This is a genomic window from Vibrio sp. 10N.261.51.F12, from assembly GCF_041471725.1.
Classification (GTDB): domain Bacteria; phylum Pseudomonadota; class Gammaproteobacteria; order Enterobacterales; family Vibrionaceae; genus Vibrio.
This window is the reverse complement of the sequence record NZ_JBFROV010000001.1, coordinates 222,821-246,716: the sequence shown is the minus strand read 5'-3', so window position 1 is coordinate 246,716 and position 23,896 is coordinate 222,821. Positions and strand designations below refer to the sequence as shown.

Here is a 23,896-nt window from a genome sequence, read left to right as displayed (position 1 = left end):
TTGTTTGCTCGATCTATAACGGGTGCGATGTCTCCACGTATTGTGACAATACAGCGCACCCATCGTTTGTTAACAAGTAAATCCGTATTAAAGAAAGCTTTTACCATAGTCCATATCAGACGTACCAAAGTACGTTGCTAAGCTTTGTCCAATATCTGCAAACGTATCACGCAAGCCCAATGAGCCTGCCGGTACCTTTTTCCCGTAAACGATAACAGGGATATGCTCACGTGTATGATCCGATCCCGGCCACGTAGGGTCACAGCCGTGATCGGCGGTTAAGATCATGACATCATCATCTTCCATCAAAGCGATCACTTCATTGATTCGGCTATCAAAGTACTCTAATGCCGCCGCATAACCGGCCACATCGCGTCGGTGACCATACGCCGAATCAAAATCAACAAAGTTAGTGAACACAATCGTGTTATCACCCGCCACTTTAATGGCTTCTTTTGTTGCGTCGAACAGCGCAGGGATCCCTGTGGCTTTGGTTTTTTGCGTGATACCACAACCAGCGTAGATATCAGAGATCTTGCCAATCGAATGCACTTGCCCTTGCTTTTCTTCCACAAGCTTTTGCAATATCGTCGCCGCCGGTGGCTCTACCGACAAGTCTCGGCGATTACCCGTACGCTCAAATTGACCTTTGCCCGTTCCAACAAAAGGTCGCGCGATGACACGGCCAATATTGTAGTCCGCTAACTCTTCTCTGGCGATCTGGCAAAGCTCAAGCAAGCGATCTAGACCGAATGTCTCTTCATGACACGCTATTTGGAAAACAGAATCAGCAGAGGTATAGAAAATCGGCAGACCGGTTTTCATGTGCTCTTCACCGAGATCATCCAATACTTGTGTGCCTGATGCATGGCAATTACCCAAGAAACCAGAAAGGCCTGCACGCTCAAGAATACGATCAGTCAATACTTTAGGGAATGCATTGTCTTTATCTGAAAAATAACCCCAGTCAAATAATACCGGTACACCAGCAATTTCCCAATGTCCAGAGGGCGTATCTTTGCCTGACGATAGCTCCGCCGCATGCCCATAGGCACCGATGATTTCAACCTCATCACTTAAACCAGCAGCAAGACGACCTGTTGATTCTTTATGCGCCATGGCGAAACCAAGCTTAGATAGGTTTGGAATCGTTAATGGGCCTTGACGGTGCTCATTGTCTGCTAGTCCTGAAGCACAATGCTCAGCGATATGACCCATAGTATCAGAGCCTACATCACCAAATTTTTCCGCGTCACCTGCGGCGCCAATACCAAATGAATCTAATACTAAAATAAATGCTCGTTTCATAATCTCTCTCCCACCCTATGCTAAGTCTTCCGCACGAATATGGCGGTACACACATGGGGTTGCTGAATAAGGTTTATCGCTCACTGTTATTGCCGCTTTCAGTGCGTTTGCCGCTTCTTGCCATTGCGCTTCACTGCGTGCATGGATAACCGCTAGTGGTTTGTCTGCGCCAGCTTGCTCACCAAGTCTAATAAATTGATCAAAACCGACCGCGTAGTCGATGGTATCCGTTGCCACACGACGACCTCCACCCATTCCCACAACCGCCATACCAATAGCACGAGTATCCATAGCCGATACCGTCCCTTCATTATCGGCATAAACCGGTTTGATCAGTTCTGCTTTGTCTAAGTAATTATCGTAGTTTTCTACGAAATCTGCAGGGCCACCTAGTCCAGCGACCATCATGCCAAAACATTGAGCCGCTTTGCCGTTGCTCAAGACCTCGTTTAACATCGCGTCAGCGTGTTGGTTATCATCAGCCAGCTTAGCCAACACCAACATTTCGCTACAAAGCGCCATCGTCACTTCATACAATCGTGGGTTACGGTATTCCCCAGTTAAGAACTGGACCGCCTCGCGCACTTCGACTGCATTGCCCGCAGACGATGCCAATACTTGATTCATATCGGTAAGAATAGCGGTTGTTTTCGTACCGGCACCATTGGCCACTGCGACAATTGAGTTTGCTAATTCTTCTGAAGCCTCATAGGTGGGCATGAACGCCCCAGAGCCGACTTTGACATCCATGACCAAAGACTCAAGACCAGCGGCCAATTTCTTAGATAAAATCGAAGCCGTAATCAAAGAGATATTATCGACCGTTGCGGTGATATCACGAGTGGCGTACACACGCTTATCAGCCGGCGCTAAATCACCCGTTTGACCAATAATCGCAACACCCGCTTCTTTGGTCACGTCACCAAACACCTCGTTTGTCGGCGTGATGTCGTAGCCAGGAATGGATTCCAGTTTATCGAGTGTGCCACCGGTATGTCCCAAACCACGGCCCGAGATCATCGGAACGAAGCCGCCGCAGGCTGCAATCATTGGACCCAACATTAATGACGTCACATCACCGACACCGCCAGTAGAGTGCTTATCCACAATTGGGCCACCAAAATTCATATGGCTCCAATCTATAACCATGCCAGAGTCACGCATTGCACACGTCAGTGCAATACGTTCTGGCATAGTCATTTCATTAAAAAAGATGGTCATGGCAAATGCAGCAATTTGACCTTCAGAGACCGTGTCGTTGGCGACACCTTGGATAAAAAAGTTAATTTCTTCTGCGCTAAGCACTTGGCCATCGCGTTTTTTACGAATAATTTCTTGCGGTAAATACATTAGTGCCTCCCCAGTCTAAGCTTGGGTTATAGGGTATAGAGGGAATGGTGGTGACAAGAGAGTCGTCACCACCTAAAAGCGTTAGATTAGTATGCAGATGGATCTGCAGTTTCGTCCGTTACTTCTAATGTATTCAGAAGGTTGGTTAGTAGGCTTGATGCACCAAAGCGGTAGTGCATGTTATCAGCCCAATCTGCGCCTAGAATATCGTCAGCCATCGCTAGGTAGGCCGCTGCATCTTCAGCAGTGCGTACGCCGCCAGCAGGTTTAAAACCGACTGTTTTCGCCACACCCATATCACGAATGACTTCAAGCATCATACGAGCATATTCTGGTGTTGCGTTAACAGGCACTTTACCGGTAGAGGTTTTGATAAAATCGGCACCAGCGTTAATGCAGATTTCAGAGGCTTTCTTGATCAATGCTTCTTCTTTTAGCTCACCCGTTTCAATGATGACTTTAAGAAGGATATCGCCACATGCTGCTTTACACTGCTTAACAAGCTCAAAGCCAACGTCTTCATTGCCAGCCATCAGAGCGCGGTATGGGAAGACGACGTCGACTTCATCCGCACCGTATGCAACCGCTGCTTTCGTTTCAGCAACCGCAATATCAATGTCATCATTACCGTGTGGGAAGTTAGTCACAGTAGCAATACGAACATCCGGCGTACCTTGTTCACGAAGCGTTTTCTTCGCAATCGGTACGAAACGTGGATAAATACAAACTGCGGCAGTATTACCTACTGACGTTTTTGCGTCATGACACAACGAGATCACTTTTGCATCGGTGTCATCGTCGTTAAGTGTCGTTAGGTCCATCAGTTTAAGTGCACGTAAAGCTGCTGCTTTTAAATCGCTCATTTCTATCTCCGGTCAATATATTCAATTAATTATCTGACATCTTGTCAGCAATAAATGAACGGACTTGGTTCCTTGAAGACTCGGCGCTTTGCGCCAATCGCTTTCCTTGTCGCCGCACAGTACCCGATTGCAATCCATCCACTACTTTCGTTTAGAGGAACGGGTTCTGGGCTAAGTGAGTCACGGTCAAAGACCTTTCATCACTGAGTAGCCTTTACATTATAGAACTCTTCCACAAAACGGTAGCAGTGAATAATACGCAAACGGTTTGTATCTCAAAAAAGTCCATTCTCATTTTTTTTCATCGCATGCGTGGATGAATATTCTGCGTTTCCTTGCTCCTAAAACCAAAAAAGCCCCGCAGCAATTTCTTGCTACGGGGCGATGTGTTATGGCGTCTATATACTAATAACCTTAACTAGCAATTACATTGCTGCAAGGCTAAGACAGAAGCCTGCAATCGTTGCTGCCATCAGGTTTGATAGCGTACCAGCGATTACGGCTTTAACACCCATGCGTGCGATATCACCGCGACGCTTAGGCGCCAAGCTGCCTAGACCACCAAGTAGGATTGCGATAGAAGACAAGTTCGCAAAACCACAAAGTGCAAATGAGATGATTGCTTTTGTCTTATCAGACAATACAACTGGTGCAGCATCTGTTAGGTATGGGGCGAAGTTTGCAAAGGCAACGAATTCGTTCGCAACGGTTTTCATACCGATGAACTCACCGGCCACAATCGCTTCTTCCCATGGCACACCGATAAGGAATGCAAGAGGAGCGAATACCCAACCAAGTAGCAATTCAAGGCGAAGTTCAGGCATACCGAACCAACCACCAACGCCACCAAGCATACCGTTCACAAGTGCGATAAGACCAATGAAAGCAATAAGCATTGCGCCAACGTTAAGTGCTAGCTGAAGACCTGCTGACGCGCCGCCTGCAGCTGCATCGATAACGTTAGCAGGTTTATCATCGCCTTCTGCTTCCATACCATGAAGCTGATCAATTGGCTCGTCAGTTTCTGGTTTCATGATTTTAGCAAATAGTAGACCACCCGGTGCCGCCATAAATGACGCTGCAACCAAGTACTCGATTGGCACACCCATTGAAGCGTACCCGGCAAGAACACCACCAGCGATAGAAGCAAGGCCACCACACATGACTGCGAACAACTCAGATTGAGTCATTTTTGGCACGAAAGGACGAACAACAAGAGGAGCTTCTGTTTGACCAACAAAGATGTTAGCCGCTGCTGACATAGATTCCGCACGAGATGTGCCCAGTGCTTTTTGTAAGCCACCACCAAGAATCTTGATAACCCATTGCATTACACCTAGGTAATACAATACAGAAACCAATGCAGAGAAGAAGATAAGTGTTGGTAGTACGCGGAATGCGAAGATAAAACCACCGCCACCAAACACTTCAAACATTTTGTCTGAAACTAGACCACCAAATAGGAACGATGAACCATCATTACCGTAGTTGATGACGTTAGAAATAGCGTCAGAGAATCCGCGTAGCACTTCTTGTCCCCAAGGAACGTAAAGTACGAATGCACCGAGTAAAAATTGAATAGCGAATGCGCCACCCACTGTTCTGATATTAATAGCTTTGCGGTTATCTGATAATAATACTGCGATTCCGATCAGTACTACCATTCCAACCAGGCTCATAAACAGGCTCATAGTTTATGACTTCCTTATATAATTATTTGGCGTGTAATAAAAAGTTGAAGCTCAAAAGCGGGGGCGATTATACAAACCCTCAGAAAAGAAAGTAGTACCCCCCTCACACTTTCGTCCTCAACACATAAGGCGTACATTCAAAAATGAGAAGCTTGTCACAAATGAACTCTGTAACAAAACCTAAATTAACAAATAACAGCAACTTTAATCACAAATTGAAAACAGTGATTTGCTATTAATTAGGACTTGTGACGTAACCGTTTGCGCACTTTCACTTCTAAGCATGATCAGAGTCGATAGGGTCAACTTCATCATTTTAGGTTTATTGATACGCCCTTGATAACCACTTAATGGCATATCTGGTGCGTCAGTTTCGATTAATAAACACTCTATTGGCAATTTAGAAATCGTCTCTCTGGTTTTTTTTGCACGCTCATAAGAAATCACACCACCGACGCCAATAGAGATGCCTAAATTGACGTAATCCATCGCTTGCTGATAACTGCCACTAAAGCCGTGTATTACCCCACCATGTTTAGGCGGACACTGTCGAAGCAATGCCACCATATCTTGATGTGCTTTTCTACAATGCAAAATCACCGGCAGCTGATGGGCGTTAGCAATGAAGATATGCTCTTTCAATAGTTGCTTTTGTTGCGATTTTAATACCTCAACGCTTTCCATACCCGCAATAGTATAAAAATCTAAGCCACACTCCCCTATCGCCACACACTTATTAGAGCCTTCGAGCGCTGCGGTCACTTGTGCGTCTAATTTTGCAATTGAATGTTCGGCCAGCGTATCAAGGAACGCGGGGTGGTAGCCTAGCGCATAATAAACATCATCATATTGTTGCGCGAGGTGGGTGACCGTCGACCAATTATTTTCATCGATACCCGGTACAATCATCGCTTTAACACCGGCTAGCCTTGCTTCACTGATCACCGCTGGAAGATCGGTATGTTTGGCAACAAGATCTAGGTGACAATGGGTGTCAATCATCATTAACGGGATCTTTTTTGTAGGGGACACAGCTGCGTTTATTTTCTGGCGTTAGACCCATCGACTGACACCAGTTATCGTACTTTTTTAACCAATTTCGCCACATTTTTAGCATGCAGTTTCTCTCTTCAAAACAATGTAATCGATTGCAACTTAAATCACTCAATAGCTTGTTATATAAAGGATAGCCAATAGTTAGAGTTTTATCATTAAGTTGTGATTTACCACTCAACGCTGTGATAGAAGCGGTTTTTTTTCCATCACGCAAACGATAAAATGTTTCTTATTGTTTGTAAATTCAGCAAAGCATGACGCGGTTGAGTTTACAAGCGAACAATTTCTAGGCACTTATAGCAGGACAGGCCTAGCCTATCGATTCGTCAATGGTATCCCCATCATCTGACACCACAAGGGAACTGAACGTGAAAAAAACTATTCTAAAACTCTCCGCACTAGCAGTGGCGGTCTCATCTTTCAGCGCATTCGCAGCCAAGCCAGCGGTGGTTTACGATACAGCAGGAAAATTCGACAAATCGTTTAATGAAGCTGTTTTTCAAAATGGTGTAAAACCTTTCAATGCCGATAAAGGCGTTAAGGTTCGTGAATTTGAGCCTCAAAATGAAGCGCAACGTGAACAAGGCCTTCGTCGTCTTGCTAGCCGTGGTTTTACTCCTATTGTTGCCGTTGGTTTCAATATGGCATCGGCGGTTGAAAAGGTCGCGACTGAATTTCCAGACATTCAATTCACTATCATTGATATGGTCGTTGATAAACCAAACGTTCAGTCTATCGTATTCAAAGAACACGAAGGCTCTTTCCTCGTAGGTGCGCTGGCAGCAAAAGCATCAAAGACCGCTAAAGTTGGCTTTGTTGGCGGTATGGACATTCCACTGATTCGTAAGTTTGAGTGTGGTTATCGTCAAGGCGCACAATACGCGAATCCTAACATTGAAACGTTCCAAAATATGACAGGCTCAACCCCTGCTGCGTTTGCTGATCCAGCAAAAGGCTCAGAGCTTGCTAAATCCCAGTTCTCTAAAGGTGTAGATGTTATCTACGCGGCAGCTGGCGGCACAGGTATGGGCGTCTATCAAGCTGCCAAAGATGGCGGTAAGTTCGCGATTGGTGTTGACTCAAACCAAAACCATCTTCAGCCAGGCACCATGTTAACGTCCATGGTTAAGAAGGTCGGTGTAGCGGCGTATAACTCTTGGGAACAAGCAGAGCAAGGTTCATGGGAAGCCGGTGTTAAGGTCCTAGGCCTTAAAGAAGGTGCTGTGGAGTGGGCTTATGATGACTACAACAAAGACCTCATCACACCAGAGATGAAAACCTACCTTGATGAGCTTCAAGCAGAAATCATCGCTGGTAACATCCAAGTGCATGACTACATGTCCGATAACACGTGTAACTATTAATCTGATAGCTATTAATCTGATAATTATCAGAACTCAGTAGCCCTAGGCACTGAGTAATAATAACAATTCAGGTTTAACCAATATCAGAATGAGCCGCTAGACCAAGTGTCTCGCCAATGATTGATACGCCGCTGCCTAAAAACAGCGGCGTATCACTCCATCACTCACCCAATAAACCATCATCTTAAAAAAGACACGACCTATTAAAATAAATTAATAATCTTTAGGTATTTCACAGTGAGTCAATAGTCGGCACAACCATCCGCCGCGCTAGAAAATATAAGGCAGTATCTCGTGACACAAGGACAATCGATTGCCATCGAACTCAAGGACATCAATAAACGCTTTGGCGCAGTACATGCCAATCGTGATATCGATCTTCGTGTTCCCAAGGGCACTATTCACGGCATCATTGGTGAAAATGGCGCTGGCAAGTCCACGTTAATGAGCATCATCTACGGCTTCTACCATGCCGACGAGGGTGCAATGTGGGTAAATGGTAAGCCATATAAACCAAGCAACTCCCAAGAAGCTATCCAATCGGGTATTGGCATGGTGCACCAACACTTTATGTTGGTAGAAACCTTTTCGGTACTAGAAAACATTGTACTCGGTGCCGAAGACGGCTGGAAACTAGAAGAGAGCTTAGGCAAGGCACGCAAAAAGCTAAAAGCGCTCGCCAAAGACTATGGCCTAGAGGTTCCGCTTGATGTAACCGTAGGAAGCCTACCGGTAGGCCTTCAGCAGCGAGTAGAGATCCTAAAGGCACTCTATCGCGGTGCCAAGATCTTAATCCTCGATGAACCGACAGGGGTACTCACCCCACAAGAAGCGGATCATTTGTTTCGCATTCTCGATAAATTAAGAGCGCAAGGCACGACAATTATGATCATTACTCATAAACTGCGTGAGGTCCTTGCTATTACCGATAATATCTCTGTCATGCGTCAAGGCACTATGGTAGAGCACGTCGTGACGTCTGAAACAAACAAAGAACAATTGGCTGAGTTCATGGTAGGCCGAAAGGTCAGACTCTCAATCGATAAAGCCGCTTCCTCACCAAAAAAACAACTGATCACGGTCGAAAACCTACAGTACTTTGACGACGCTGGTGTCGAGCGTGTCAAAAGCGTCAGCTTCGGTGTAAAGCAAGGCGAAGTAGTTGGTATCGCGGGTGTCTCTGGTAATGGTCAATCAGAAATACTCGGGTTATTGGCAGGGATCTTACAACCACACTCTGGTTCAATGCACATCAATAACCGTACCCTCGATAAACTCAATCCGCTCAATCCACAGCAAGTGCGAGCCATTGGCGTCGGTCATATTCCCGAAGATCGTCACAAACAAGGGCTCATTAACAAGTTTGATGCACAAGAGGCCTACATCCTCGGTTACCATCATCTTCCGCAATACAACAACGGATTGCTGCAAGATAAGAAAGCCATCAAACAAAGCTGCCAAGCCAGCATGGACAAATGGGATGTGCGTCCTAACGACACCACGTTAAAAACCGCCAACTTTTCTGGTGGTAACCAGCAAAAATTAGTCATTGCTCGCGAGATGGAACAAAATCCCGACATCTTACTCGTTGGTCAGCCTACTCGTGGCGTCGATATCGGCGCAATAGAATACATCCACCAACAGATCATCGCTGCTCGAGATGAAGACAAAGCGGTATTGCTCGTTTCTGTTGAACTGGATGAGATCCTGACGCTTTCCGATCGCATCCTGGTTGTATTTGATGGCGCAATTGTAGGTGAAATATCGGTTGATGAGGCCGATGAGAAAACGCTCGGTTTGATGATGGCCAACATTATGCCGGACCATCTAAAGACTAAAAAAGAGCAATCAACACAGGGAGAAGTGGCATGAGCCAAGCAAAAGTACCCGCTTGGGTAACCATGGCACTACTGCCCGCCATCAATGTGCTGGTCGCATTCTTGGTATCAGCACTGCTGTTTATGTATATCGATATTAGTCCAGTTGACGCAGCAAAAGTCATGTGGACTGGTGCATTTGGTTATGCCGAAGGGTTCGGTTATACCATGTATTACGCAACGGGATTTATCTTTACCGGTCTTGCGGTTTCTATCGCCTTTCATGCCGGTCTATTTAACATCGGTGGCGAAGGGCAAGCGTACATTGGTGGATTGGGTGTTGGCCTTGTCTGCCTCACTCTTGGCGAATATGCGCCTTGGTACATTACCTTCCCCGTCGCGATTTTAGCGGGTGGGCTGTTTGGGGCGGCTTGGGCTTTTATTCCTGCTTACCTGCAAGCCAAGCGCGGCTCGCACATTGTCATCACCACTATTATGTTCAACTTCATTGCTGCGTCATTCATGGCGTACCTATTAGTTGAGGTCCTCAAACCCGACAACACCATGGCGACTGAAAGTCGTGTGTTTGCGGTCAGTAGCTGGCTGCCAAAAATGCATGAGGTCCTCGCGGTATTTGGTATCCATATCGCGCCGAGCCCAATGAACCTAAGCTTAGTGTTTGCACTCCTTTGCTGCTTATTCGTATGGTTGTTCATGTGGCACTCTCGTTGGGGCTATGAGATTCGCGCTGTCGGAGCTAACCCATCAGCAGCAGGTTACGCCGGCATCAACTACAGCAAGACCATCATTATCACGATGTTGATCTCAGGTATGCTTGCCGGCTTCTTTGGCTTGAATGTATTGCAAGGCGAGTTACATCAAATAAAACTCAACTTTGTGGAAGGCTTTGGTTTTACCGGTATTGCGGTCGCACTGATGGGACGAAATCATCCAGTCGGTGTTTTGCTTGCCAGCTTACTGTTTGGCTTTCTCTATCAAGGCGGTGCAGAACTAAGCTTCGAGTATGGCGTGGACAGAAATATCGTTGTGGTATTACAAGGGTTGGTCATCTTGTTCTCTGGCGCGTTAGAGCATATGTTCCGACCATCACTAGAGAAAACCTACTTAAGGCTATTTACTAAGCCCAATGTCGACGCAGAGAAGGGAGTCGCGTAATTATGTTTGAAACGATTATTCTCATGCTCGATGCAACCTTAAGGGTAGCAACCCCCTTAATATTGGCGTCGCTCGCTGGCATGTTTTGTGAACGAGCTGGCATCGTCAATATTGCACTAGAAGGTAAGTTATTGGCGTCAGCATTTGCAGGCGCAGCAACGGCACATGTCACAGGCTCTGCATGGCTTGGCTTATTTGCTGGTGTTGGCATCTCGGTATTGCTCGCGTTACTGCATGGCTTTGCCTCTATCACACACCGTGGTGATCAGGTGGTCAGTGGTATGGCGATCAACATTCTTGCCGCAGGTTTAACGGTTACGCTTGGGCGTCACTGGTTTAGCCAAGGTGGTCAAACGCCATCATTATCAGGCGACGCGCGTTTTGCACCAATCACACTTCCCGGCGCAGACGCACTCGCGGACGTACCGGTCATTGGTTTGGTTTACTCAGAGCTAATCAGCGGTCACTCTGTATTAGTCTATTTGGCTATCATAACGGTACCGGCTGCCTGGTATTTGCTATTTAGGACCCGATTTGGTCTTAGACTTCGCGCAGTCGGTGAATCCCCTTCTGCAGTGGACACCGCTGGCATTTCCGTGGTGCGTATGCGTTATGCGGCAGTGGCTATTTGTGGGGTATTAGTGGGGATTGGTGGCGTCTACTTATCTGTGGCTCAAACGGCTCAATTTATTCCTAACATGAGTGCTGGTAAGGGCTACATGGCTCTCGCTGCGCTGATTTTTGGTAAGTGGCGACCGTTTACGGCTATGGGCGCTTGTCTATTATTTGGTTTCCTTGATGCATTGGCAATTCGCATGCAGGGCGTCAAAATTGGTGATTTCCCTATTCCAGTTCAAGCGATTGAAGCCGTTCCGTATATCCTGACCGTCTTCCTACTCGCCGGCTTTATTGGCAAAGCCATCGCTCCCAAGGCAATTGGTGTCCCGTACTCAAAAGAGCGCGAGTAGCAATATAAGCCGTCGTGTTCATTGAGTGAAAAATGAGTTAATCATTTTCGCTCAATGAACCAATCTAACGGGTTATTGCACGATTAAAATTTACGCATAAAAAAAGCGCTCTGGTGAGCGCTTTTTCTCTATACAAGCCGTGGTAACTAAAAAGCTATCCTATTAGTGTTCACGTGTGGCTCGGAATTTCACTTCAGGGAAGCGCTCTTGTGCTAGGTTTAGATTCACCATCGTTGGGGCAACGTAGCTCAAGTTATCACCGCCATCAAGCGCCAAGTTTTGTTGGCTCTTACGCTTGAACTCTTCAAGTATCTTAACATCATCACACTCAACCCAGCGTGCCGTTGCTACGTTAACACTCTCATAGATCGCCTCGACGTTGTACTCCGCTTTTAAGCGCGCCACAACCACATCAAACTGAAGCACACCTACCGCGCCAACGATAAGGTCGTTGTTTTGGAGTGGACGGAACACCTGTACAGCCCCCTCTTCAGAAAGCTGTACTAAACCTTTAAGCAACTGCTTTTGCTTAAGAGGATCACGTAAGCGGATGCGTCGGAATAACTCCGGTGCAAAGTTTGGAATACCAGAGAACTTCAGGCTTTCACCTTGAGTAAAAGTATCACCAATCTGAATCGTACCGTGGTTATGCAGACCAATAATATCGCCAGCAAATGCTTTTTCAGCTCGAGAACGATCACCGGCCATAAACGTCACCGCGTCCGAAATACTGACATTTTTACCAGTACGAACATGGTTCATCTTCATACCTTGGTTGTAAGTACCCGATACAATACGCATAAAAGCAATACGGTCACGGTGTTTTGGATCCATGTTGGCTTGGATTTTAAACACAAATCCTGAGAACTTTTCTTCTGTCGCTTCAACATCACGCTCGATCGCTTGACGCGTTTGAGGGCCTGGCGCCCACTTCGTCAGGCCATCTAGCATGTGGTCAACACCGAAGTTGCCCAATGCTGTACCAAAATAAACAGGTGTTAATTCACCAGCAAGGAATAAATCGAGATCAAACTCAGGACATGCGCCAATAACTAGTTCAAGCTCTTCACGCACGCTTTCCGCTAAGTCTTCGCCTACTGCTACGTCAAGTTCAGGGTTGTCTAAACCTTTAATGATTCGAACGTCTTGGATTTCATGACCATGACCAGATTCGTATAAGATCGTTTCATCACGGTGGATGTGGTAAACGCCTTTAAATTCTTTACCGCAACCAATTGGCCATGAGATTGGCGCACAAGCCATACCAAGCTCGCTTTCTACTTCATCTAGCACTTCCATTGGGTCACGAACATCACGGTCAAGTTTGTTCATAAACGTCACGATAGGGGTGTCACGTAGGCGTGTCACTTCCATCAATTTACGAGTACGATCTTCGACACCTTTTGCCGCATCGATAACCATCAGACATGAGTCAACAGCCGTCAGTGTACGGTAAGTATCTTCCGAGAAATCTTCGTGTCCAGGAGTATCTAAAAGGTTAACAAGACAATCGTTATATGGAAATTGCATCACCGATGTCGTGACCGAGATACCACGTTCTTTCTCCATCTCCATCCAGTCAGATTTTGCATGCTGGTTAGAGCCACGGCCCTTTACAGTACCCGCTTTTTGGATTGCATTTCCGAACAAAAGTACTTTTTCGGTAATCGTGGTTTTACCCGCATCCGGGTGAGAAATGATTGCAAACGTTCTACGTTTAGACACTTCTTGCTGAAATTGATTTGACATGTATCTCGATCTTCTTGATTTGTAGAACAGCTAATTGCAGGCACGGTAAACTGTGCGAGGCTATTCGAAGGCGTCGATAAAATAATGGGCGCTATTTTCACCGATCCTGTTGGTTTTCTCAATGAATACTTTTTTAAAGTCAACAATCCCTGGTGTTATCGGCTCAACGCTTCAGTCAAATATCGTGATTCGGAGTTATTACTTACCTGCCATCACTTACAATTACTCACTTCTTCTATAGCGACCAGGCATGGCCGACAGTGATGTAGTACGCCCACTCCTCCGGCCCTTTAGCGACATCAACCCCTGCTCGCATGTTGAGCTGACGAGCCACTAAATACCGAAATCCGCCGCCTACCATGGTTCGATACGTCGCATCGGAAAAACTTTGGCCTTCGTCAAATGCTTTACCCGTGCCAGTAAAACCGATCAATGACCAACGTGGCGTAATATCATAGCGAGCTTCTAGCTCAACCAATGCCATGTCATCACCTTGGTAACGCATAGCAGGGATGCCGCGCATGTTAATAAAAGGTCTTGCGTAGTATGGCGCATCATCGGTGACGGTCTGATAATCACCACGAAGGCCAATCACGACATCACGAATGACGGGCGCAAAATAATTCAATTGAAGTCGTGTCTTACGATAATCCAAATCACCGCCAAAAGATTGGTTGTGAAACTCAGTACCCAACTTAGCTTTTAAACCATCATTCGGTGTAAAGATGCTATCGCGGCTATCGTAGGTTACTTTGAGTTCAACATTTGCATCATTCATATCAAAATCGATAGGGGGGAGGTTGACGATATCGTTACCAAGATCAAAGGTCGTTTTTGAAGAAAGTATTGCGTACTTAGCACCAATAAACCAATCTGAACCTGCAATTCGATAATCGATATCCTGCATGAAATACAGACCATCAATATTAAAATCGAGTGGATAATCTCGAACATAATATTTGAGATTAAACGAACCATAAAACAGCCCACCTTGATAGCGCCAGGTATCTTCTTTCCATGAACCGAAATGGAACGCACCGGTGAGCCAAGTACCGTTTTCCGTCGCAGCGGCGGCCACCGCGGTCACGCTAGGTGGCAGACCAGCGACCTCATCTGGATGTTCTTTGCGCTGTCGCTCTCGCGCTTCCGATTCATGAAAGAACATCAGTGCCGCCCCGCCACCTGCACCGACAGCAGGATCGGTGATGATAATAGGAACAGGCATAAAGCCGACGGCATTGTCTAACACCCACGAACTAGCATCAAACATACCATCTGTTGGATCGATAAACTGGTCAAAAGCCATTGAGGGAGCGCAAATCAATCCTGCGCAGATAAAGCTCGCTGATGATATTCTCAAAAACACCTCCTTGTGTGCATTCAATGTTGAGACAATTGACTCTAAATAGTATCCGCACTCGTCATTTTGCTCTATTTTCTCAACGACTTATTGTTATCCAAACCACCATCTTTGACAATAATTAGAGAGATATGACATCGCACGCACACCTACTATTCAACATAAAGAACAGCAAAGCCCACTCATTAGCTATTATCGTAGACCATCGACAATCTTCCTTAACATGCATGTTGCAAATAAACGTACATGACCCATCCTTTTTACAAATGCTATTATTAAGGTCTCCACGTTTTCCCAATGTGAGCGATTAATCGAAGCACCTAGTCATTTTTTAGGCACCTATCGATTTATTAGTTACATTCGGCCTCTGTTTACGCATCAAAACAGTGAACTCATGGCTATTTTTGGATGTCTTAAAATGGCAAAATAGGCGGATCAATAGAGAAGAGAGTCGTTACTGTGTCAGAACAAGCTCCATTAGATATTCGAATTGAAGAAAATCAAACCCGAGTGAAAGATCAGTTAAATCGCATTCTTTCCAGTAAGGCGTTTGATCAAAGCCCAAAAATGAAAGAGCTACTGACTTTTGTCGTGGAGCAGACCTTGGCGGGTAAAGGCGATCGTTTGAAGCAGTTTACGATTGCAACAGAGGTCTTTGACCGTGATGCAGAATTCGATCATCAAGCCGACCCTATTGTAAGGATCCAAGCAGGGAGAGTCCGACGAACACTTGAGACTTATTACCTAACGGAAGGGGTGAACGATCCCCTTTTCTTAGCGATACCAAAAGGTCGCTATAGCCCTGTTTTTACCCCACAAACGCCGCAAGCCGTCCGACAAACAGCAACCTTGGCACAGATAGCTCGAGACAACCAACAAGATCTAAGCCCAACGATTACCGTTCTGCCTTTTCTATCTTTGTCTGATGATCCTGAAAAACGTTTTTTTGCTGAGGGCTTCGGTGAAGAACTTGCAACTGAACTCGCTCGCTTTGATATGCTAAAAGTCGTGTCTATGCATGCGTTGGGCGAAAATAGCCTCGACCCTAGGACCTCTTCTGATATCAAAGGCCTTGGCAAAGAACTCGATGTTTCCTTCATTACCTCTGGCACCATGCAAGCTTTAGGCAACAAGATTCGAATCTATGCGAAACTTTATCGAACGGATAGTGGCGAGCAAGTCTGGGCGGAAAAATACACCTGCGATCTAACGACCGATGACTTATTTTCGGTTCAAGATGAGATTATTGCGGAAGTTGTTGCTGAGCTGGCTTCGAGTTTCGGCATCATTCATCGTGAAATTTACCAAAGCTGTAATCAGAAAAAGATTGAACACCTATCCACATATGAAGCGACATTGCGTTACCGACATTATTTAATGACGCTTTCAGAGGAAACCCACCAGCTCGCGACTCAAGCCTTGCTAAGCGCCGTCGAGCGTGAGCCTTACGTAGCATTGTTACATGCCATGCTGGCGGTCTTGTATTTCGATGCAGAGATGCTGGGAATGGGAAACAGTTGCAATGCGGTTGAAACTGGACTCAGCTACGCCAAGCGTGCCGTAGAGCTGGAGCCCAACAACCAAGAGTCACAAATCGCCATGCTCATGGCACATCAGATAAAAGAAGATATCTCTGGCATTATCGAAACCGTCAACAAGGTTATCGACATTAATCCCAATGCGGCCTATCAGATTGGTTTATGTGGTTGGGCTTTGTGTATGGCGGGGGAATTTGAGCGGGGATTAGCACTAATTACTAATTCAAAAGCGCTCAACCCGTTTAGACCCCCTTGGTTCTCTATCGCAACAATTGTGCATCAAATCATGCTTGATGATTATGATGGTGCGGAAAAATCCGTCAGTAAACTGTCACTTAGACGTCTATTCTGGGTGCCTATGTTAAAGGCTATTATTCAAGTACAAAAAGGTGAATTCAAACAAGCACAAGCGAGCTACAAAGAAATGCTGCAACTTCGTCCTGACTTTGAAGGTAATGAAGCCCGTTATTTAGGGGCGTTTATTGCGAGCCCTGAGATTAAAAACAAACTGTTGCTGGCACTTGACCGATTATAATCTTTTTGTACTAAACGAATAACGGCAAGCCCCTGCTCGCCGTTATTCGTTGACAATCCCTATCACCAATAATTAATCATAAAGTACGTCATCATAGTATTCCTCTTCAATATACTCTTCTTCTATGATTTCTTCCGCGATGTACTCTTCTTCGATGTACTCTTCAGCAATGTATTCTTCGGCAATAATTTCATCCTCAACGATAACATCGGTCGCGACCTCACAAGCACCTTCATAGTAAGCACCATCAACGGCTCCTCCGACAGCACCCGCACCACCACCAATGATCGCGCCAGCTTTAGCACCATGTGAACCATCGACAATTCCACCAACAACCGCGCCAGTGATTGCGCCATCAACCGCACCGACTACAGCGCCCTCTGCTGTCTGGTCGCAATAATACGCTAGGCTTTGAAAGCTCAGCAGGGATAACACTAACGTTAAGATCATTTTTAATTTCATCACATACTCTTCCTACTATTGAGCAAGCTGGTTATAAGCATCAATACTCATTCCAGCACTAAAACCGCCATCGACACCAATAGCCTGTCCATTAACGAAGCTACTGTCTTGCGAGGCGAGAAAATGTATTACTGCGGCAACTTCTTCTGGTTGGCCAATTCTCCCCAAAGGCACCGCTCTTTGTTCCATTCGTAACTGAGGTTCACCACCTTCAGCGTGGGCACGGGGGGTATCAACGGACGTGGGACACACCGCATTCACTCTGATCTGTTTATTTCCAAGCTCTAACGCCGCCGTTTTAGTAATACCAAGTACAGCCCACTTCGAGCTCGCAAGAGCGCCAAGGTAAGGAACACCCGACGTCCCCGCCGAAGAGGCCACATTAATAATGCTTGATTTGAATGGCATATAAGGCACCGCGTGTTTAATTGCCAATGCGGTTCCTAACGCATTCACAGCATAATTGGCATCGTATTCGGCTTTTTTAGATTCCATTATCGTACTGTAGCCATTGGTAGAACCGGCGCAATTCACCAATACATCGATGCGCCCAAAGTGTTCGAAGGTAATGGCCATGAGCTCGCTAATAGCAATTTCATCGGTCACATCAACATCTATATACAGGGCATCTAACGACCTATTTTTCGAAGCCACAGCATCGAGACCAGCAATGACTAGACGACCGCCGGCGTTATGCAGCCGCAACGCTGTCGCTTCACCAATACCGGAGGTTCCACCGATGACGACAATAACCTTATCTGTTAAGTGAAATGGCACTGCCATATGTGTTTCCTCATAGTGGTGATAATCGGTGAGAAAAGATGGTAGCGGACTCCGTCGTTAAATCGCAGTTACAAACTTGGATCGATCCAGTAACACAGGCAGTAAAAACCTATCGATTCATGGATAAAAGGGAGAGTGATAACAGAGGTAAATAACCGAATGTAATAACCGAAAGTAATAACAGAAAGCAATAAGGCATCCTTGCCTTAGCATCGCGCATCCACATCATTGCAGATAAATAGAATAAATGAGATTTAGAAGAACCAGGTAGCGCCGATACGTACCTCTCGATTACCATCCAGATGCTTCATTCGTGATTCTCCAGCTGCTTTAAAGAAATGTTCAGAATACGTGACGTTCCCCCAAACACTGCCATCTGATGATAATGGCACTCCACCTTCCATCATCATTTCAAGCGACTGCTCATTCTGCCCAAAGGCATTCTTGTAATTCGCATATTGCGGGTTAACCGTAATGTATGAGCCTTTCTCTGTTAGGTAAAAAGAGTTAAACCAGTTTGCCTGCCAGCCATCACCAGATTTACCGTTATCGTAAGCATTTCGCATGATAGCCACGTTGGGATAAGAAACCCAAGACTCAAATGGTGTGATGACCTTGGCCACCGCTCCAACGGCAACGGTATTATTCGCCCCTGTGTCTTTTACCACCCAATTATTGGCATAATCGATATAGTCGAGCGAGAAACCAATTTCAGGTAGTAGTTCAAAACCGGTTGAATGAACCTGGAAGTAACGAGCACGAACACGAGACATACCAAAGTCTGACGATTTACCATTTTTGGTATCTGCATCAACATTGGTTTGGAAATCGCCCTCCAACTGAGCAAGATACCCAATGCTTTCAGTGTAAGAGCCGGCCATGTTTAGTTGCAGTCGCGTTAGGCCGTCTTTACCTTTCGCGCCGGAGTCAACTTTCAAGTAAGTTTGTGGACGAGTAACGTCAGCAGGATCATTCACTTGCTCTTCAGTTGCATAAGCATTAATCGCTGCACCACTCAATACAAAAAGTGATAGTGCTGATAATCGGTTCATGGTCAGTTCCCATTGGTATCAATAATTAACGGGAATTATGCCGACGCATACCTCAATTAAAAGTAACTAAGGGTAATGTAACCTATATGACAGTTAGATAGTTTGAGCCAACAAAACTCGCCACAACCGTCAGTTGAGGCAAGAAATTGCAAGATTTCGAATAAAAGGTGATCGGTGGTAGGGCGCGGACTGGAAACGATAAAAGGACTACATACCAAACATAAAATAATAACTCATGATAATGCCATCTTCACGACCATTATCCGTTGGGTAATAATCCTTGCGGCGATCCACCTCATTAAAACCTTCGGCCAAGTAAAGTCGTATCGCGGATTGATTACTTTCACGCACTTCTAGCCAGGCACTTTCCGCACCCGCTTTCTGACACTGCTCAAGAAAGTGTTCGATTAGCGCTCTACCATAGCCTTGACCTTGCCATTTTGGGGCAATCGCTACGTTCAATAATGATACCTCACCAACGATATTCTGAGCATAAAAGTAGCCAACAAGGTGACCATCAACCAGCATGACTGCGTTTTGTGCTCCCCGACCATTCGTCTCCTCAATCATAGACGCCTTCCATGGATGCGAATGGGCTTGGCGTTCTATTTCAAGGATGGCGGTAACGTGATCTGGGCTAAGCGCGAGAAATTCTATATTAGGCATAAGAACGGATTTGATTCCAAAGGGCTCGTCTTTCTGCATCATTACCATCAATATTGGTTAATAACGGAGAAGTGAGTTGGTTAGGTTGAGTAGTAAAAGTACGTAACGACAGCAATTGTTGGTAGCGCTCATCAGCACGGTCATCGCCTGCAAACCATAGCCACTTAGGTGTATGAGCACCGTCTAGATGCAATAATTGTTCAGGCGTAATGTGCTGAGAGCATGCAATATCAAGCTTCATCGCTTTGAGAATCTTTTGATAAAACAACGCTGTTTCTTTTTCTGGCTTCACTGGAGAAACAAAAAGCAGCTCGCACTCTTGAGGCAAGGTTAAGGTCTGCTTTGGTTGCACTGACAGCCGCTCGGGATGCGTCAACTCCCAAGTTTGGATGCCCATCAATTGCAGCTTTACGTTATCTCGTGGCATGGTTCACTCATTGGTCTGTCATCTATCGACGCGAAGTTTAACAAAGCTTATGTGAATCACCAACCATCCCTCACCTAGCCCGCATCAAGCCGTCAGGACCCAACCGAGTTTTAGCACAAGATTACATGATACCTCGCCCCGTTTTCATAACAGCAACGGTGCCGAGAATAAGACATAGATTTCCTCGTTCAAAGAAATCTATGCTACGGGTCTCTTACTATAATTCGTTAAATTCAGAGCTGTAATCAACCAACCCTGTGTCTGCTGTAAATAAGGCTGACAATGGTTGCTCGGTCAGCGAACGGGCTTGAAATGCTCCTTCAGGCACCTCCCACTGACAAGAGAGTCCGAAGTCAGATGCCGATTGAAATCCAAATCGACCATAAAACTTAGGATCCCCTAACACGACACACGCTGGGTAGCCCAGTTCTGGTAGGGTCTCAAATGCCTCTTTCAATAGCGCCGTCGCTACCCCATTCCCTTGGTGGTCAGCCTTCACAGCAAGTGGCGCAAGCCCTTGCCAAGCATAATCTTCACCATCCACACACACAGGTGTAAAAAGAACGTGACCAATTACTTCACCTTCATCAGTACAGGCAATCAGAGACAAGGTCAGCTTGCTATTTTCTCTTAAGGACATCACAAGATTTGCTTCAGCATCTGAGTCAAATACCGACTTAAGTAATCGATCAATGACTAAGATATCAGACGGGGCTTCAGTTCGAATAAGCATGGGTAACCTCGTTTTCAGTCGTTGATGATTGCGTGCCTTTATAAACAAAATCGGCAAGGTGATTCAATGCACTTAGCATGGTGTTAGGTAATGCATCGAGATCAACGCTGTCCATCAAGTTTTTAACTTCAAGTCCCAACTCCGTGTCACCTTCGATACTCAAACGACGTTGAAAAAAGAGAGTATCCGGATCTTCTTTACGACCAGCAATGAGTACTAAATCGTTCAAATTACCACTGAAACTCACGTCATCAGATTGAGGTTGCTCTGCAACCAACAGCTTTTCGTCCACATAAGAAATATACCAACTGAGGTTTAGATCACGAATATGGACTTTTAACCACTTATCTTCAAGAAATTCAAAGTCACCATCTTCAAGTGATTCTTTAAAAACGATTTTTAGTGCTTCAGACAATGCCATGTTCTGAATTTTGGTTGGCAGAAAATGGACTGGAGATCGCAAAATTTGTGCTGCGTTTTTAACTAGTTGACTTCGAATCTTGTCTAACACGCGGTTTTTCCGTTAATTTATACTTCAGATGGCTCATAATACGATATTTGCACAAAAAAAATCCTGTTATGTGTCAAATATTTCTAGCTTTGGACTCCGCCCTTTTCTAACTGATTAATCGCGGTTATAGTGTGGGGGTTACTGATATATAAGCTCTTCAGAGAACTGGTAGTACATTGATGTCATCCAAATCGTTAAAGGAATACTTCGCCAAATTCACGTCCAATAGCCCGTTCTTTTTTGCTATTTTGGATGCCGAACACCAATACTGCATGGTCAATGATCGGTATTGTGATGTTGCTGGACTGACCCATAGTGATCTGGTCGGTATGAACGATCAACAAATCCTAGGTGAGCGCTTTTACCACAAACTCAAACCCTATTATGAACGCGCTTTGAACGGAGAATCCATTGAAGCCGAGGTCACATTAGATGAATCCAATGTGGAATCGAGTTTGCATTTTAGTCTCTCTCCGGTAGCGTTAGATGGCACCATTGAAAACGTGGTCTTTCACGCCATCGATACCTCTGAAAAACAAATCCTCTCCCGCTCTCTCGAAGAATCAGAAAGCAAATTCCTTAAACTGTCACGGCTCATCCCTGAAGGTCTGCTGATCGTCGAGGATGATTGTATCTTGTCTGCCAATCCGGCCGCAGCACGTTTATTTGGCTATTCTTCAGCGAGTGATTTATTAAGTGAGTCACTTAGCCGGTTGTTGGTTGATGATAGTAATCGCACACCAAGCCCATTAAACTTCAAATCAACCGTAGATAGTAAAGCGCTGAATTTTATGACCAGTGACGCCTGCGGTTCAAAGCGTCACCTCGCATTGAATATAGACGACGCAAATCTCTTTGGTAATAGCGCGCACCTCATCCTTATTCAAGATATGGATGAGAAACCCAAGCCTGTTGCAAAAGACAGTCATGAAGATGTCAATATTGATGCATTAACCAAACTCTATAACCGACTTGGTTTTACTCGCTGTCTTGATCATTTCATCGAGAACAAAACGCCATTAGTCATGTTGTATCTCGACCTCGATAACTTTAAAAACATCAATGATTCGCTTGGTCATCACATCGGTGATCGAGTCATACAAGAAGTCTCTACCCGGCTCAAACGCCACTTACCACAGCACACCGTCTTAGCACACCTAGGTGGTGATGAATTTGGCATTATTCTGCCAGAACCAGAAGGCAGTAGCGCCGTTGATATGTTGGCAGAAAAAATCATCAGCCTAATCAACCAACCGTTCGATTTACATCACTTTAGCAAACGACTTGCCTGCTCTATTGGCAGTGTCACTTATCCCAATGACGGTCACGACCCTCGAATCTTGCTACAAAACGCTGACACTGCGATGTATGAAGCCAAAGCTCGTGGACGCAATCGACTGGTCAAGTTCAATGACCAGATGAACAAAGAAGCTCGCATGCGACTCTGGCTTGAGATCGAACTACAAAAAGCATTGGCGCAAAATGGCCTTGAGGTTTGGTATCAACCTAAGGTTAATGCTCGTGATTTCAGTATCAATGGTGCAGAAGCATTGGTGCGCTGGAAGCACCCTGTAGAAGGGTACATTAGCCCAGCCTCTTTTATTCCCGTTGCCGAACAAGCAGGGCTCATCGAAAGCTTAGGTCGAGTCGTCATGCGTGATGTATTCAACACAGTGAAACGATGGAAACAACAAGGCATTTTGCCTGGCCGTGTCGCGATTAACCTATCCCCAGAGCAGTTTGGCAATCCAAAGCTCATTGATTATATGGAACGCTTACTCCGCAGTACAGGCCTAGACCCTAGCTGTATTACTTTTGAGCTTACCGAGAGCGCTGTGATGAGTAACAGTGAGCACACGTTGCAAATGCTCGACGCCATCAAGAAACTTGGCTTTGCGCTGTCCATTGATGATTTTGGTACCGGCTATTCATCCTTATCCTATTTGGCACACTTCCCAATCGACGAGCTAAAAATCGACCGGGCCTTCATTATGGATATCGACACCCTGCCCAAGCAATTGACTGTGATTGAAAATATCATCAACCTAGGTCGTTCACTCAACCTGTCGGTGGTGGCAGAAGGGGTAGAAACTCGCCATCAAGCAACCTTATTGTCGAACTTAAATTGCCATTCAATCCAGGGGTTCCATTTTCATCGTCCACAGCCCAAACACGAAGTCGAGGTGCTGTTTGCGCAAAACCGACGCCATCGTAATTGAGTCGTGACGTGTTTGAGACACCGTTGAGACGAATAAACAATCGTAATGACCTAGTGTAATCGCCATGACGATTAAAACATCACCGCGAACCGTCATGCTCTGCCAATAACATCAACACTTAGATGCTCCCAATTAAGTGTTGATGTGCTCCATACCGACTTCGCTGTCAGACTCATCCGCCTTCAATTTCACATCAAAGTGTTTACCTCTTTGGTGTTAATTCCATGTTTATTAATGTAAACCTGCCTCACATCAAATTGGCCATTCA

General features: G+C 45.6%; 21 protein-coding genes. 6 read left to right on the top strand and 15 right to left on the bottom strand.

Annotation, left to right across the window (positions count from 1 at the left end; genetic code table 11):
- Positions 1-87: 87 nt before the first annotated feature.
- From AB4405_RS01050 to AB4405_RS01025, 6 genes are all read right to left on the bottom strand, one after another.
- Positions 88-1,308, bottom strand: a complete 1,221-nt coding sequence (locus tag AB4405_RS01050; RefSeq protein ID WP_372059271.1) for a phosphopentomutase — start codon at positions 1,306-1,308, stop codon at positions 88-90.
- 15 nt (positions 1,309-1,323) lie between these two features.
- Positions 1,324-2,658, bottom strand: a complete 1,335-nt coding sequence (deoA, locus tag AB4405_RS01045) for a thymidine phosphorylase (protein ID WP_372059270.1) — start codon at positions 2,656-2,658, stop codon at positions 1,324-1,326.
- Between the two features lie 86 nt (positions 2,659-2,744).
- Complete coding sequence (gene deoC / locus AB4405_RS01040) at positions 2,745-3,521, bottom strand: deoxyribose-phosphate aldolase (protein WP_102468406.1); 777 nt, start codon at positions 3,519-3,521, stop codon at positions 2,745-2,747.
- A 425-nt stretch (positions 3,522-3,946) separates the two neighbouring features.
- Positions 3,947-5,212 (bottom strand): NupC/NupG family nucleoside CNT transporter, encoded by a 1,266-nt coding sequence (locus tag AB4405_RS01035; protein WP_372059268.1) that lies wholly within the window; start codon positions 5,210-5,212, stop codon positions 3,947-3,949.
- A gap of 204 nt (positions 5,213-5,416) precedes the next feature.
- Complete coding sequence (locus AB4405_RS01030; protein ID WP_372059267.1) at positions 5,417-6,217, bottom strand: TatD family hydrolase; 801 nt, start codon at positions 6,215-6,217, stop codon at positions 5,417-5,419.
- Positions 6,207-6,329, bottom strand: a complete 123-nt coding sequence (locus tag AB4405_RS01025; protein WP_372059266.1) for a DUF5363 family protein — start codon at positions 6,327-6,329, stop codon at positions 6,207-6,209. The genes AB4405_RS01030 and AB4405_RS01025 overlap by 11 nt, the downstream gene beginning before the upstream one ends.
- 307 nt (positions 6,330-6,636) lie before the next feature.
- Here AB4405_RS01025 and AB4405_RS01020 point away from each other — a divergent pair, with 307 nt between their 5' ends.
- From AB4405_RS01020 to AB4405_RS01005, 4 genes are all read left to right on the top strand, one after another.
- Positions 6,637-7,632 carry a BMP family protein gene (locus AB4405_RS01020; protein ID WP_241903234.1) on the top strand — a complete coding sequence of 332 codons (996 nt, stop codon included), beginning with the start codon at positions 6,637-6,639 and terminating at the stop codon, positions 7,630-7,632.
- 294 nt (positions 7,633-7,926) lie between these two features.
- Positions 7,927-9,504: an ABC transporter ATP-binding protein gene (locus tag AB4405_RS01015; RefSeq protein ID WP_372059265.1), complete on the top strand. Its 1,578-nt coding sequence runs from the start codon at positions 7,927-7,929 to the stop codon at positions 9,502-9,504.
- A complete protein-coding gene (locus tag AB4405_RS01010) occupies positions 9,501-10,625 on the top strand; it encodes an ABC transporter permease (RefSeq protein ID WP_372059264.1) in 1,125 nt (374 codons plus the stop codon). Before AB4405_RS01015 ends, AB4405_RS01010 begins: the two co-directional genes overlap by 4 nt.
- A gap of 2 nt (positions 10,626-10,627) precedes the next feature.
- Complete coding sequence (locus tag AB4405_RS01005; protein WP_372059263.1) at positions 10,628-11,593, top strand: ABC transporter permease; 966 nt, start codon at positions 10,628-10,630, stop codon at positions 11,591-11,593.
- Positions 11,594-11,755: 162 nt separating this feature from the next.
- Here the strand turns inward: AB4405_RS01005 and prfC are convergent, their stop codons facing one another.
- Both prfC and AB4405_RS00995 read right to left on the bottom strand, forming a co-directional pair.
- Positions 11,756-13,342 carry a peptide chain release factor 3 gene (gene prfC, locus AB4405_RS01000; protein WP_102468398.1) on the bottom strand — a complete coding sequence of 529 codons (1,587 nt, stop codon included), beginning with the start codon at positions 13,340-13,342 and terminating at the stop codon, positions 11,756-11,758.
- Positions 13,343-13,577: 235 nt separating this feature from the next.
- The gene (locus tag AB4405_RS00995; RefSeq protein WP_372059262.1) at positions 13,578-14,702 is read right to left on the bottom strand and encodes a BamA/TamA family outer membrane protein; all 1,125 of its coding nucleotides are present in this window, start codon (positions 14,700-14,702) and stop codon (positions 13,578-13,580) included.
- A gap of 459 nt (positions 14,703-15,161) precedes the next feature.
- Here AB4405_RS00995 and AB4405_RS00990 point away from each other — a divergent pair, with 459 nt between their 5' ends.
- On the top strand, positions 15,162-16,775 hold the full coding sequence (locus tag AB4405_RS00990; RefSeq protein ID WP_372059260.1) for a transmembrane adenylate cyclase: 1,614 nt from the start codon (positions 15,162-15,164) through the stop codon (positions 16,773-16,775).
- Positions 16,776-16,847: 72 nt separating this feature from the next.
- Here AB4405_RS00990 and AB4405_RS00985 read toward each other — a convergent pair whose 3' ends face one another.
- The 7 genes from AB4405_RS00985 to AB4405_RS00955 form a co-directional block, all read right to left on the bottom strand.
- Positions 16,848-17,237 (bottom strand): hypothetical protein, encoded by a 390-nt coding sequence (locus AB4405_RS00985; RefSeq protein WP_102468395.1) that lies wholly within the window; start codon positions 17,235-17,237, stop codon positions 16,848-16,850.
- 15 nt (positions 17,238-17,252) lie between these two features.
- Positions 17,253-18,020 carry an SDR family NAD(P)-dependent oxidoreductase gene (locus AB4405_RS00980; RefSeq protein WP_102468394.1) on the bottom strand — a complete coding sequence of 256 codons (768 nt, stop codon included), beginning with the start codon at positions 18,018-18,020 and terminating at the stop codon, positions 17,253-17,255.
- Positions 18,021-18,274: 254 nt separating this feature from the next.
- Positions 18,275-19,072, bottom strand: coding sequence for a hypothetical protein (locus AB4405_RS00975; RefSeq protein WP_102468393.1), 798 nt, complete (start codon positions 19,070-19,072; stop codon positions 18,275-18,277).
- A 207-nt stretch (positions 19,073-19,279) separates the two neighbouring features.
- Positions 19,280-19,738, bottom strand: coding sequence for a ribosomal protein S18-alanine N-acetyltransferase (rimI, locus tag AB4405_RS00970; protein WP_372059259.1), 459 nt, complete (start codon positions 19,736-19,738; stop codon positions 19,280-19,282).
- Positions 19,731-20,165 (bottom strand): DNA polymerase III subunit psi, encoded by a 435-nt coding sequence (locus AB4405_RS00965; protein WP_372059258.1) that lies wholly within the window; start codon positions 20,163-20,165, stop codon positions 19,731-19,733. Before AB4405_RS00965 ends, rimI begins: the two co-directional genes overlap by 8 nt.
- 217 nt (positions 20,166-20,382) lie before the next feature.
- Positions 20,383-20,898 carry a GNAT family N-acetyltransferase gene (locus tag AB4405_RS00960; RefSeq protein ID WP_372059257.1) on the bottom strand — a complete coding sequence of 172 codons (516 nt, stop codon included), beginning with the start codon at positions 20,896-20,898 and terminating at the stop codon, positions 20,383-20,385.
- A complete protein-coding gene (locus tag AB4405_RS00955; RefSeq protein ID WP_372059256.1) occupies positions 20,882-21,409 on the bottom strand; it encodes an SCP2 domain-containing protein in 528 nt (175 codons plus the stop codon). The genes AB4405_RS00960 and AB4405_RS00955 overlap by 17 nt, the downstream gene beginning before the upstream one ends.
- A 179-nt stretch (positions 21,410-21,588) precedes the next feature.
- Here AB4405_RS00955 and AB4405_RS00950 point away from each other — a divergent pair, with 179 nt between their 5' ends.
- Complete coding sequence (locus AB4405_RS00950) at positions 21,589-23,628, top strand: EAL domain-containing protein (RefSeq protein ID WP_372059254.1); 2,040 nt, start codon at positions 21,589-21,591, stop codon at positions 23,626-23,628.
- Positions 23,629-23,896 lie beyond the last annotated feature (268 nt).

Bases quoted from the DNA above. Each gene is read 5' to 3' on its own strand.
- deoC (WP_102468406.1), bottom strand. From the start codon at position 3,521: ATGAGCGATTTAAAAGCAGCAGCTTTACGTGCACTTAAACTGATGGAC.
- AB4405_RS01025 (WP_372059266.1), bottom strand. From the start codon at position 6,329: ATGCTAAAAATGTGGCGAAATTGGTTAAAAAAGTACGATAACTGGTGT.
- AB4405_RS00950 (WP_372059254.1), top strand. From the start codon at position 21,589: ATGTCATCCAAATCGTTAAAGGAATACTTCGCCAAATTCACGTCCAAT.
- deoA (WP_372059270.1), bottom strand. From the start codon at position 2,658: ATGTATTTACCGCAAGAAATTATTCGTAAAAAACGCGATGGCCAAGTG.
- AB4405_RS01005 (WP_372059263.1), top strand. From the start codon at position 10,628: ATGTTTGAAACGATTATTCTCATGCTCGATGCAACCTTAAGGGTAGCA.
- AB4405_RS01050 (WP_372059271.1), bottom strand. From the start codon at position 1,308: ATGAAACGAGCATTTATTTTAGTATTAGATTCATTTGGTATTGGCGCC.
- rimI (WP_372059259.1), bottom strand. From the start codon at position 19,738: ATGCCTAATATAGAATTTCTCGCGCTTAGCCCAGATCACGTTACCGCC.
- prfC (WP_102468398.1), bottom strand. From the start codon at position 13,342: ATGTCAAATCAATTTCAGCAAGAAGTGTCTAAACGTAGAACGTTTGCA.
- AB4405_RS01010 (WP_372059264.1), top strand. From the start codon at position 9,501: ATGAGCCAAGCAAAAGTACCCGCTTGGGTAACCATGGCACTACTGCCC.
- AB4405_RS00985 (WP_102468395.1), bottom strand. From the start codon at position 17,237: ATGAAATTAAAAATGATCTTAACGTTAGTGTTATCCCTGCTGAGCTTT.
- AB4405_RS00975 (WP_102468393.1), bottom strand. From the start codon at position 19,072: ATGAACCGATTATCAGCACTATCACTTTTTGTATTGAGTGGTGCAGCG.
- AB4405_RS00960 (WP_372059257.1), bottom strand. From the start codon at position 20,898: ATGCTTATTCGAACTGAAGCCCCGTCTGATATCTTAGTCATTGATCGA.
- AB4405_RS00965 (WP_372059258.1), bottom strand. From the start codon at position 20,165: ATGCCACGAGATAACGTAAAGCTGCAATTGATGGGCATCCAAACTTGG.
- AB4405_RS00980 (WP_102468394.1), bottom strand. From the start codon at position 18,020: ATGGCAGTGCCATTTCACTTAACAGATAAGGTTATTGTCGTCATCGGT.
- AB4405_RS01030 (WP_372059267.1), bottom strand. From the start codon at position 6,217: ATGATGATTGACACCCATTGTCACCTAGATCTTGTTGCCAAACATACC.
- AB4405_RS01035 (WP_372059268.1), bottom strand. From the start codon at position 5,212: ATGAGCCTGTTTATGAGCCTGGTTGGAATGGTAGTACTGATCGGAATC.